The 12,682-nt window shown below is 45.4% G+C and carries 7 protein-coding genes; 4 read left to right on the top strand and 3 right to left on the bottom strand.

Annotated elements, in window-relative coordinates; all coding sequences use genetic code 11:
* The first annotated feature begins 391 nt into the window (after window positions 1–391).
* Entirely contained in the window at window positions 392–1,627 is a 1,236-nt protein-coding gene (locus H6F52_RS20640) for a glycerophosphodiester phosphodiesterase (RefSeq protein ID WP_190438711.1), read from the top strand.
* 459 nt (window positions 1,628–2,086) lie between these two features.
* Window positions 2,087–4,978, top strand: coding sequence for a tetratricopeptide repeat protein (locus tag H6F52_RS20635; RefSeq protein WP_242034014.1), 2,892 nt, complete (start codon window positions 2,087–2,089; stop codon window positions 4,976–4,978).
* Between the two features lie 299 nt (window positions 4,979–5,277).
* On the opposite strand, the gene H6F52_RS20630 is transcribed toward H6F52_RS20635, so the two are convergent.
* Together H6F52_RS20630 and H6F52_RS20625 are read right to left on the bottom strand one after the other, a co-directional pair.
* Window positions 5,278–6,201: a class I SAM-dependent methyltransferase gene (locus tag H6F52_RS20630; RefSeq protein WP_190536618.1), complete on the bottom strand. Its 924-nt coding sequence runs from the start codon at window positions 6,199–6,201 to the stop codon at window positions 5,278–5,280.
* Window positions 6,202–6,382: 181 nt separating this feature from the next.
* The gene (locus H6F52_RS20625; protein WP_190536617.1) at window positions 6,383–8,050 is read right to left on the bottom strand and encodes a DUF3352 domain-containing protein; all 1,668 of its coding nucleotides are present in this window, start codon (window positions 8,048–8,050) and stop codon (window positions 6,383–6,385) included.
* 511 nt (window positions 8,051–8,561) lie between these two features.
* Between H6F52_RS20625 and ligA the strand changes: the two genes are divergently transcribed.
* On the top strand, window positions 8,562–10,607 hold the full coding sequence (gene ligA / locus H6F52_RS20620; RefSeq protein ID WP_190536616.1) for an NAD-dependent DNA ligase LigA: 2,046 nt from the start codon (window positions 8,562–8,564) through the stop codon (window positions 10,605–10,607).
* A gap of 89 nt (window positions 10,608–10,696) precedes the next feature.
* Window positions 10,697–11,620, top strand: a complete 924-nt coding sequence (locus H6F52_RS20615) for a DMT family transporter (RefSeq protein ID WP_190536615.1) — start codon at window positions 10,697–10,699, stop codon at window positions 11,618–11,620.
* Between the two features lie 68 nt (window positions 11,621–11,688).
* Here H6F52_RS20615 and H6F52_RS20610 read toward each other — a convergent pair whose 3' ends face one another.
* Window positions 11,689–12,531, bottom strand: coding sequence for a hypothetical protein (locus tag H6F52_RS20610; protein ID WP_190536614.1), 843 nt, complete (start codon window positions 12,529–12,531; stop codon window positions 11,689–11,691).
* Window positions 12,532–12,682: the final 151 nt, after the last annotated feature.

Genomic DNA, 12,682 nt, shown 5'->3' with positions numbered 1-12,682 from the left:
TGGACTTCTCTTCTAAGCAGGGCGACGCGCGGGGTATCCAAATTTGTAGCGAACACCCAGATGCTTTGTCACTTCAGACGCGATGATTTTCAAGCTTCACTTAGCGTTGTGTCTACTTGCGCTCTCAAAAAAGTGCTGACTTGTAGGGGCGTGTTTATGCCCATTGGCGTCAACTTGAGAAAAAGCAGAGCGAGAAAGGGTGGGATCGCAGATTCTATCCAAGCGCAAATGCTATATTTCTGCTCTTTTAATCAATCTTTAAATGGTATTTATACTTAGCTTTACCCAGCCTAATGCTCAAGCTTAATCTCGGCACCGTACATTTACTTAAGTACATTTACTGATGAATTTCATATCAACCAAGCTTGAGCCGATTGGTGAGGAAAGCAATATGTGGCGCGTTTTTAAGCTAGCTTTATTAACAACAGCAGCTTTGGCAGTTTTTCCAGTGGGTGAAGCAGCAGCAGCAACTTTGACGGGTGCCCCTCCAATTGTGATTGGACACCGGGGCGCTAGCGGCTATCGTCCAGAACATACGTTAGCAGCCTATGAGCTGGCAATTGAGATGGGCGCTGATTTTATCGAACCTGACTTAGTTTCGACAAAAGACGGCGTTCTTATTGCTCGCCATGAAAATGAAATTTCTGGAACGACAGACGTTGCAAATCGCCCAGAATTTGCTAACCGCAAGACAACCAAAACAATTGATGGAAAACCAGTCACCGGCTGGTTTACCGAAGATTTTACCTTGGCTGAAATCAAGACTCTCCGGGCGAAAGAGCGTATCCCTGAATTGCGCCCCGGATCGGTTAAATATGATGGTTTGTATGAAATTCCGACTTTGCAGGAAGTTATCGACCTAGCCAAGAAAAAGAGTGCCGAAAAAGGTCGCACGATTGGTATTTATCCGGAAACGAAGCATCCGACCTACTTTGATTCCATCGGATTATCGTTAGAGGAACCTTTGGTAAAAATCCTCAGCGAGAACGGTTACACCGATGCGGATGATGCGGTTTTCATTCAATCTTTTGAAGTTGCAAACTTGAAATTTCTCAAAACACTGACGAATTTGCCGCTGGTTCAGTTGTTTGATGCAAGTACCGCCAAGCCGTATGATTTTGTTGTCAGCGGTGATTCTCGCACCTATGGCGATCTCATAACTTCTTCAGGATTGAATGCGATCGCGCAATATGCAAGCGGAATTGGCCCTTGGAAACGCCTGATTATTCCGGCTGAGACGGTCGATCAAAATGGCGATGGTCAACCTGACGATCTCAATGGAGATGGGGTCATTAGCGATGCTGACAAGCCATTGTTACAACCCACATCCCTAATTAGTGACGCCCATGCGGCGGGTTTGCTGGTTCATGCCTACACTTTCCGCAGTGAAGACTTCTTCCTCGCTCCAGACTACAACGGCAACCCAGAGCTGGAGTACGAACAATTCTTTAAATTAGGGATTGATGGCGTCTTTACCGACTTCCCAGATACCGCTGTTGCAGTTCGCAACCGGATTGCTGGCAATCCCAGCAAAGACGTTCCCGAACCCACAACCTTACTGGCGTTTGGTATTCTTCCAATCGCAGAAATTTTGCGCCGTCGCCAAAATAAATTCAAAAAGGCTTGATTGAGTAACCGTCTTACACTCGCGCTACTCAGATCACTTTCCTCTATTAGCTTTCCTCTGTAGATGCTGAGCTAAACATCGCCGAACGCATCTATCCGAACACATCTATCCGAACGCACCGATAAAGTCCGCTTCAGCGGGCTTTTTTTATGGCTATTGAGTAATTAGACGGTAAACCCTAGTCACAAGGATCGCGAGATACTTTTGAGTTTCACCAGCAGCATTTAGCGATCGCGTAATTACTCAAGACGCAAGCCATTATCGGACAAGTTACTGGATAATCTTAACGGGAATGTGTACCGAGAGCGATCGCGTTTTCTTTCCCCTGCACCACTGGACACTCCCTATCAGTCTGGGCTAAGACTGTAAGCTGCACTCAATCAACATCTTCTTTCAGCTATGCGCCCTCAACTCGGAATCTTTGCGCTTATCGCTTTCCTAGCTACCATTTCAGCGCCTTTGAACGCGCCTTCCATAACACAGGTGTTGGCACAAACTTCAGAATCCCGCAAAGTAGAAGCTGAACACCTTTTAGAGCAAGGTATTCAGCAGATTGATAACCGTCAACTTGACAAAGCCTTACAGTCGATACAACAGGCATTGACGATTTATCGAGAACTCAAAGATCGTCAGGGAGAGGGAACCGCTCTAGCAAACCTGGCAAGTATTTACTATTGGGTGCAACAGTACTCTCAATCAATTGATTTCCAACAGCAAAGTTTAGCGATCGCGCGAGAGATTGCAGATCGTCCCTTAGAAGCGAAGAATCTTAGACAATTGGGAAGTACGTACTCGGCGCTGGGGCAACATCCCCAAGCAATCGAGTATCTGCAACAAAGTTTAACTCTTGCACGGGAAATTAAAAATCCTAAAAGTGAAGCAGCCGCTCTTGGTATGCTGGCTCTTGCTTATCAACGAATAGGAGACTATCAGAAAGCGATTGATTCTTGGCAACAAGCACTCCCTATTTTTCAGCAACTCAAAGAACGTAGGGCTGAAGGAGCTGCTCTTACATCTATCGGAAGTTACTATCAGTTGCTGGACAACTACCCTGAAGCTCGAAAGTTCTTCCAACAAGGTTTAGTCATTGCCCAAGAACTGAAAGATCGCTCTAGCCAACAGGTAATTCTTGCACTTCTGGGTCATGTTCATGAATCCCTCGCTGAATACTCCCAATCTATTGATAAATATCAACAAAGTTTAGTTATGGCGCGGGAAATGGGGGAATCGGCAATTGAAGTAGAAATTTTGAATAATTTGGGCGGGATTTATGCCAATCTATCAAGATATCAGGAAGCAATTGAATATTATCAGCAAAGCTTAACTATTGCCAAAAAAATTAACGCTCGCCAATCAGAAGCGGGTATTCTGTCTAACTTAGGCACTGTATATAAAAATTTGAATGATTCTCCCCAAGCAATTCGCTATTATCAGCAGAGCTTAGCAATTACCGATGAACCCAATAATCAACAAAGTGCCTTAGAAGTTCGAGAAAAACGGAAGTTATATGCCCAAACAATCCTAAACTTAGGAAACATTTATCAAGAAAGTGGCACAACAGATAAAGCAAAAGAATTTTATCAGCAAAGCTTGAAAATCGCCCAAGAAATCAACGATCGGGATTTGCAAGCAGATATCTTAAATTTTTGGGGAATTCTCTCCTATCAAAATCTAGGGGACTACCGGCAAGCTAGTGAATATTATCAACAAAGCTTAGCCTTAGCTAAACAAAATAATAATAAACGCGGGGAAGCAAAAGCGATAGGCAATTTGGGACTCGTTTATAATTCTATGGGCGAGTACGATAAAGCGATTAATTACTTTCAGCAGGATCTTGCAATTTCTCGCGAAATTAAAAATAAACGAGGGGAAGCCATCGCCTTAAACAATTTAGGGCTAACTTTTATGCGTGCGGGTAAGCTATCGGAAGCCGAAACATATTTAAAAAATGGAATCGAAGTATTAGAATCTGTCCGAACCGGATTAGGTAGAAATGATGCTAATAAAGTATCACTTTTTGAAGATCAAGTCAGCACTTATCGCAATTTACAACAAGTTTTACTTGCCCAAAATAAAATAGAAGCCGCATTGGAAATTGCTGAACGGGGGAGAGCAAGAGCCTTTGTTGAGCTATTAGCTTCGCGGTTATCTGAAGCATCCGTTCAAGCTACGCTTACCTCACCGAATATCAACAAAATCAAAGAGATTGCCAAGCTTCAGAACGCTACCTTGGTTGAATATTCTATTGTCTACGAAGACATAGATGCCATAGGAAAAAGATCGCAATCCCAAACATCTGAAATCTATATTTGGGTAGTGAAACCAACCGGAGAAATCGCCTTTCGTAAAGTCAACCTTAAATCTTTGCGACAGCAAAAAAAGAGTTCTTTGGAAGAGCTTGTTGTCAGCAGCCGCGAATCGATTGGTGTTAGAGGTCGTGGTTTAGGTGTAGAGGCTAAAGTTCCTGGAAGTCAAGCAAAACAAGGCTTTAAGGAACTTCACGAACTACTTATTAAACCTATTGCCGACCTGCTTCCAAAAGACCCAAATGCTCGTGTTATCTTAATTCCACAAAGCGAACTGTTTCTAGTTCCTTTCCCAGCATTGCAAGATGCTTCTGGCAAATACTTAATCGAACAACATACTATCCTCACGGCACCTTCAATTCAGGTACTGGATTTAACAAATCAGCAACAACAGCTTGTAGGAACGCGAAGTTCTACTTCTGTACCAAATCAAGATGTGCTGATAGTTGGAAATCCCACAATGCCGAGGGTTCCTGAAAAAATTGGCGATCCGCCGACTCAGTTACCGAGCTTACCGGGTGCAGAACGAGAAGCTTTAGCGATCGCGCCTCTGTTTAAGACTAAAGCTTTCACCGGCTCTGAGGCAACGAAAGCAGCGATTCTGCAACAAATACCCACAGCACGAATCATTCATCTCGCGACTCATGGTTTACTAGATGATATTCGAGGATTGGGAAGTGCGATCGCGTTGGCTCCATCTGGCAACGATAACGGCTTACTCACCGCTGAAGAAATTCTAGACTTGAGATTCAATGCCGAATTAGTTGTCCTGAGTGCTTGCGACACAGGTAGAGGCAGAATTACTGGCGATGGCGTGATCGGCTTATCTCGCAGCTTAATGAGTGCGGGTGTACCCAGCGTAATTGTGTCTCTCTGGCAAGTGCCAGATGCTCCTACAGCCTCATTGATGACAGAATTTTATCAAAATCTTCAAAAAACACCCGATAAAGCCGCTGCTCTGCGAAGCGCCATGTTAAGCACTATGAAGCAACATCCAAATCCTAAAGACTGGGGGGCATTCACTTTAATTGGAGAAGCCGAATAATTAAAATTGAAGAATTTCCAGGCGTTGCACATCGGATGGATGATAGTGCCATTTTCAATTGGGTGAGGTACGCAGACGAAACCTAACACTCTAACCCCGTTCTCGGCTTGGGAACGGGGAATAATTCAAAGCCTCTCTCCTTGTAGGAGAGAGGTTTGGAGAGAGGTCAAAACTGTGCCGCATCCAACCGAGAACCGCGATAACGTCGCACCAAGACGCTAAGTTTTTCTTAGCCTCTTTGGGCTAAACCAAAAAGAATCATCGCCCGATTGTGCAACCCCAATTCCCATGCTTAATTTTCAATTCTGCTTCACCTTGGCAATTACCGTGCGGTGACGATGAGTATTGCAGCTGATTGTCGGCGTAGTGAAACCGGAATCTACTAGCGCTTGTTCAATATCTAACGCAAAATACTCATCTAAATAAGGCTCGGTACTCTTGAGCAACGTCAAAATGTAGGGTGGCATTTTGGTATAAATCTCAGATTTGGGATTCATATCCATAATTGCCAAACAGCCACCGGGACGCAGTACACGCCGCGCTTCGCGGAAAATCTGCATGGTTGCTGACTGGGGCAATTCGTGGCACATCAAAAAGATAGAAACCAAATCAAACGAGGCATCTGGTAAACCTGTAGATTCAGCAGCAGCATGAACCCAGGAAATCGATTTTTGGTGCTGTTGGGATTGGTGCTGGGCAACTGCTAGAAAATAGGGCGACAGATCCAAACCCGTCAGCTTTGCTTGGGGATAAACATCTTGGAAGGCAAATGTACTCATCCCTACACTGCACCCCAAATCTAAAATATCTTGTGGTTGAGTAGAAATTTGGCTTTTGAGAATATCGAAATAACTCTGGCGCAGTCGGGCATCTCCTTGCGCCCCTGCATCAGGCCAAATTCCTGCGTGAACGGCATGAGCAGCAACTTCTACTTCCCAAGCTGCTTCCCAGCTTAAGTTACCATTTTCGTAAGCATGGAACGATTGCAGGTAATAATCCGGGTAAGCTAGCTGGGGATTTTGTACCTGAGTCAGATAGCTTTCCCAATCGTATTGCGAAAGCGTCTGTACTTGTTTTCTCCAAGGCACTCCAATCTTCTCGGCGCGTTTAATCATCATTGAACGCGCTTGGTGTTTGGCTAGATTGGCTAATGGTTTAATCGCTAACAAACCGTTGACCAAGCGTGAAGATAATCCAAGTTCAGTATTTACTGTGGTAGTCATCAGGTAATAGGTAATGGGTAATGGGTAATGGGTAATCGTAAGTAACAAATGACCTTGTGACCCATTTCCAATTCTGAATAAAGATGTCTCAGTAGGATGAGCTTTTATCCCACCAAAGCTTGAAGGGTGGGCAATGCCCACCCTTCAAGAATATTACCAATTACTTATTCCCAGCGACTTCCTATTTGCCCGTTTTAGGCTTGAGTGCAAGTAACACCTCAACTTGACCCGTAGATGCGTCTGGTTGAGTCACGGTCAAACCAATACCATGCATGGAATTCAGAATTGCAGTGGTTTCAGGCGTGATGGAACTCTTTTGTGCTGGAGGTAGCTGGCGATTCACCAAAGACATGGTTTTGTCCATGTCAAGGTAAAAATAGCCTGCGTTTGGCTTCTGCAAAGACCCCGTGACCGTTTTAAAAGATGTGCTATTGTCCAAAGGCTGGCTGGGCTTGTTTGCCATGACATCGGCGATGGGGCCACCAATCGCCACATACATCGTGTTTTCATCTATCCAACCATGCCCTAAGAAAGCGCCTTGTTGCGGGATTTGCCATTCTGTGACGGTTTTACCCTGAATTTTTCTAGGCGCTACGGCGATTGAATTTCCCTTAGCGATCGCATCCAATTTGTTGAAGGTGGCTTCAGCCGTTTTGCGATCGCTGGTTTGAAATACCAAAGCTCCACCAAATCCAACGGGTGCTAAGATTCCCTTGGTCGATGGAATCGCCGCCAGAGCAAATTCCCCATCCATCCATCCGAAGATATCTTTATCCAGGTCAAGATTGACGAGTTTGAGTTGCTGTCTTGCTATGTCAAACCCTTGCTGGACTTGGGGATCGGCTTTGGATTGTTCGACAACTGTTGCCCAAGTTTGGCTGATTCCATTTCCAGCGATGAGGGCAATTGTCTCAGCCGGAAGTTGAGATGCGACTTTGCCGGGAGAAGCTTTGTACTGAACTTTCATCACCGAGGGATCTACCTTTGCGATCGCCTTCATTCTCACACCGGCATTATCAATCCCAACACCCATCACCACTGACTGCACAGCCTTTAACTGCTTTAGGGTTTCTGGAGGAAGCGGGGGCGTATTCGGATTGTTTGCCAGTGCTTGCTGCACCGTCCCCGCATAATCGGGGATATAGAATTGAGCGATGGAGTTTTGTACGTCTACACCCTTAGTCAGAAGGCTGGCTGCACCTGCTTTGCTAGCAAATGAAGGTTGTCCTTTAAAGGTATCAATTGCGAGTTGCACCGCTTCTTTTTCATCGGACATCACTAAATGACTGTCTAAAAAAGCCGTGTATGTTTTGCCACTTTTATCTGTGGTTTCCTCTATCTTGATGCCTTTGTAATCTATTTGTTTGGTTCCAGCTTTCTTGGCTTTCAGCTTATTTGCAAAACTTAAAGCACTTACTTTGTCTTTGACGCCAACCACCATCAACATCCGGACTTCCGGTGACGATTTGGGGGGTGTCGCTTGTGCCGGTTTTACAGTCGGTGATGGCAGAACGGCAAACATCACGCTACCCAGCCAAGGCTTAACATCTTTTTCATAATTGATGTTGGATTCAGTCAACATCTCTTTGTTGAAATCCTTCAGCCCTTTATCAACCAATTTTTGGGCTTCCGGAGTCCCAAACTGTTGCAATTGCGCCCAGTTTTTCGGATCGGTGGAGACAAAACCCGCCATTAATGCTTCATCTGGCACTACTTTGGCACTTGCAAGAGGGCTGGTTGCATCGCTAAAAGCACCCTTCAAGTAAAGATAAGTACCGATGCCTCCCGCTACTACAACGGCAGTGCCAACAATAATAGGAACTATACGATTTGGTCTTCTTTCAGACATTTAAATTTTTCCTTAGATTATTACTGCTTGTGATTGTTATCGATACATCCACAAATGGCATTGTGGATTTTGCGGATTTAGCGGGAATCGCTGTAAGAAAAATTCGTAATTTTGCTTAGTCACGATTCCTACTAAAAGGATTGTTATTGGAATACTTCAACCTGATTTGGATAAACTCCGCAAACCAGAAATATGAAGTTTAAATACAAAAATCGCCTGCTGGTACGAGGGGAGAGGTTTCGCGTCAGATAAGGCTAAGCGATCGCGCTCTAAAATTCTTTTAACAATAATTCCCTCTCCTCTTTCACTTAGTAGGGGCGTGTTTATGCCCCTACTAAATGTCGCAATGCCTCGATATTTTCTGTGACTGTATGAAACCACCTTGGCTCTCGAAAAGCGGAGAGGGAGCTGGGGGCAAGGTTCCGGTTGTGTTGAAATCCATTGAGAGCCGTTCTATATCTGGTGATGGCAGTTAGACTAAAAGCGGAAACAGATAGAGTTTTAAGTAGGGATGGATGCTGTGGAAGTGACACAGGCAGTCAAGCAGCGGGTACAGGAACTGCGACAGTTGTTGGACAAAGCTAGTTATGCCTACTATGTCCAGGATGCTCCCATCATGGAGGATGCCATCTATGACCGGCTGTATCGGGAACTGCAAGACTTAGAAGCCCAGTATCCAGAACTGGTAACACCGGACAGCATCACTCAGCGCGTGGGTGAGAAACCGGCAACTCAGTTTTCCTCGGTGCGGCACAATATCCCTCTCTATAGTTTGGAAAATGCCTTTAATATTCAGGAATTTGCCAAATGGCAGGAACGCTGGCGGCGACAAGTCCCCGAACTCAATGCTTTTGAATATGTCGCGGAGTTGAAAATTGATGGTTCTGCGATCGCTCTCACGTATGAAAGAGGCATCTTGGTGAGAGGAACCACGCGGGGGGATGGCATCGCGGGGGAAGACATTACTCAGAATGTGCGGACAATTCGCGCTATTCCGTTGCGCTTGAATTTAGAAAACCCTCCTACTCACGTAGAGGTTCGCGGCGAGGCGTTTTTAGGCTTAGATGTGTTTAAGCAAATTAATCAGGAACGGCAGCAAGCTGGCGATCAGTTATTTGCCAATCCTCGCAATGCAGCGGCGGGAACTTTGCGGCAATTAGACTCTCGGATTGTGGCAAAGCGGCGGCTGGATTTCTTTGCCTATACGTTGCAAATTCCTGAGAAGCGTGATGCTGAGGTTGCCCTAACTCAGTGGAAATCGCTGGAATTGCTACAGAAAATGGGATTTAAGGTAAATCCCAATCGCAAGCGTTGTCAGTCTTTAGAAGATGTTCGGGATTATTATGACGAGTGGAATACAGGGCGGTTGAATTTACCCTACATGACCGATGGGGTCGTCGTGAAGCTGAATTCGATTCCGCTTCAGGAAAAGTTGGGATTTACGCAAAAGTTTCCCCGCTGGGCAGTGGCGCTGAAATACGCGGCGGAAGAGGCACCAACGCGAGTGGAAAAGATTTCTATCAATGTGGGGCGAACGGGGGCGCTGACACCCTTGGCAGAGTTGCAACCAGTCCAATTAGCTGGGACAACCGTACAAAGAGCCACATTGCACAATATTGATTATGTGCGATCGCTCGATATTCGGATTGGCGATACGGTGATTATCCACAAAGCCGGGGAAATCATTCCCGAAGTGGTGCGCGTGTTGCCAGAACTCCGCCCAGAGGGAACTCAAGCCTTCCAAATGCCCACCTGTTGCCCGGTGTGCAATCAGCCGGTGGTAAAGCCCGTTGATGAGGCGGTGACGCGCTGCGTGAATGCTTCTTGCCCCGCTATCCTCAAAGGGGCGCTGGTTCACTGGGCAAGCCGTAATGCACTGGATATCAACGGCATGGGCGAAAAATTAATGCACCAGCTAGTAGATAAAGGCGTAGTGAATTCGGTTGCAGATTTATACGATTTAACCGCTGATAGGTTGGGAACTTTGGAACGGATGGGGAAGAAGTTAGCCCAAAAGTTGGTGGATGCGATCGCGCACTCAAAAACTCAGCCTTGGTCGCGAGTATTATACGGTTTGGGGATTCGTCACGTCGGCAGTGTCAATGCCCAAACTTTAACTCAAAAATTTACCACCGTTGAGCAACTAGCTTGGGCATTCCCATCGGATATTAAAGCAGTGTACGGCATTGGCCCAGAAATTGCCCACGCTGTTTATGATTGGTTCCAAGTCCCGGCGAATCAAACGTTAATTGATAGACTCAAGGCAGCCGGTTTGCAACTCACCGCCCAGGTAGAAACCCCATCCGCAGAAAGTAGAAGTGTTCCCTCGCCCCTACAAGGCAAAACCTTTGTAATTACTGGCACGCTGCCTACTCTGAAGCGCGACGAGGCGAAAGCGTTGATTGAAAAAGCCGGTGGTAAAGTTACGGGTTCCATCAGCGCCAAAACCGACTACTTACTGGTGGGGGAAGATGCCGGTTCCAAGTTAGAAAAGGCTGAAGCGTTGGGAATCACCCAACTGAGTGAAGCCGAACTGCTGGAAATAGTCGAAGATTAGATGTCAACAGCAAACACACTAAGGAAAGATTGTAGGAGCGTGCGGCACAAAACGTATCGCTCCTTTTCCCTTTTCATCAGAATATACCAATGCCACTTCACTCTAGTTCCGGTAGATGGCGATTAGGGCTAGCCTTATCGCTTGTGACTGTATTTTTGTGGGGAATTCTGCCCATTGCCCTGACGGTGACTCTACAGGTACTCGACGTTTACACCGTTACTTGGTTTCGCTTTTTGGTATCGTTTGGGCTGCTAGCCGTTTATTTAGCCGCACGACGGCAACTACCACCTGTCGAAAAACTGCGTTCAACGCCACTTGGATTGTTAGCGATCGCAATTATATTCTTGGCAATTAATTACATCCTTTTTCTGCAAGGTTTACACCAAACTTCACCCGCTAACGCCCAAGTTCTCATTCAACTCGCTCCAGTTTTAATGGGTTTAGGAGGATTGGTTGTTTTCAAAGAACGTTATACTCTACGTCAATGGGCGGGTTTAAGCGTACTCACCCTAGGATTTGCGCTGTTCTTTCACGAACAACTAGCCAACTTAATTACAGCACAAGGTAAATATTTAATCGGCTGCGGATTAATCTTTTTTGCCGCAGTAACCTGGGCGATTTATGCTTTAGCGCAAAAGCAGCTTTTGCAAAAATTACCATCTTCAAATATTATGCTGCTGATTTATGGAGGCTGTGCGATTTTGTTTAGCCCATTTGCGGCACCTCAACCCATTCTGACGCTGAATCCTTTACATTTAGGAATGCTGCTTTTCTGTGCTTTGAATACCATCATCGCTTACGGTGCTTTTGCTGAATCTTTGGAACACTGGGAAGCATCGCGGGTGAGTGCAGTATTAGCAACAACTCCCATTGTCACCTTAATCTCTGTATCAGCGGTGTCAATGTTTCTGCCCACCCTAATTGCACCGGAACGCCTGACTGTTTTAGGAGTGGTAGGGGCGATTTTTGTAATATCTGGCTCTATTGCGATCGCTTTAGGAAAAGCTCGTTGAATACATAATCAAGCGAAATAAAAAGAGCGATCGCCCTTTTTATTTCGTTCTTTCCCCCACGATCTCTGCTATGGCTTAATCAGACGCCTAGTTTGTGTCGCATGGCGATAATTAGCCATCAGTTTTTCTCGCTGTTGATATGGATAATACATGATAGCAGCTAAGGATAAACTGGTTCCTAGTAAGGATAAAAACAGAAAGAAATTGAAGAAGCCGATATTGAATCCTGTCCCTAAGCTCATGCCGAAACCTGTTATTAAAAGTGCGCTGCCAATGGCAATCTTTTCAGGAAATCCCCTTTCTTTATAATTTTTAATGACTGCCCCATTTAGGAAGCCAATTACTAGACCTGCCAAGGTTCCCAAGGCAGTAATCGCCGCCGGTAAGAACCCTGATGACAACAAAACAACTAACATTGTCACAGTGGTCAACCAAGCTGCAATCTTTATGCCTAGCACAGTTCTGATGCCAACTGCTGCCAGTAGAGTTCCGGCGCTAAACCAAGCCAAAAATACCGCGATTACTCCAACTTCAAAAATTGCTACAGATGTCCAAGAGGTAAATTTGAATAGAATTGCTACCATCCAAGCGATCGCACCTGTCCAAAATCCAGTCATTGCTAAAGCAATTCCTAATAGCAAAGCCATTGAAATATAAGGCGGCTTTGGAGTTTCAAGCAGAGTTGTGCGAACTGTAATCGTGAGCGGGTAAGTTTCTGGGGAAGAATTGGTGTGTAATAAAATCTGACGACTATAGGTTTTATCTGCCATCAACTTATTTGTATTCACGGTGATTTTGCAATCAGCATGATTACCCTTGAATGTGGCTGGTTGAAAAGAAATCCAAGCATGAGAATTGGAATAGCGCGGATCGCTGTGGTGGGGTGCAACTTCCCAAGTACCTTCTAGCAAGGTGTCTGGTATAGAGTTATTAACGCTAACGGTTTTAGTTAACGGTGCTTAAACGAAAAACAAGACTCTAAAAAGGTATAATACAGACATGGCAACCATTTCACGTTATGGTGTGATAAATGAAAGAGACAACTCCCGCCGCCATGCCCCC

This window comes from Coleofasciculus sp. FACHB-542 (assembly GCF_014695825.1).
Lineage (GTDB): Bacteria > Cyanobacteriota > Cyanobacteriia > Cyanobacteriales > FACHB-T130 > FACHB-T130.
This window is presented reverse-complemented; position numbering and strand designations above follow the sequence as displayed.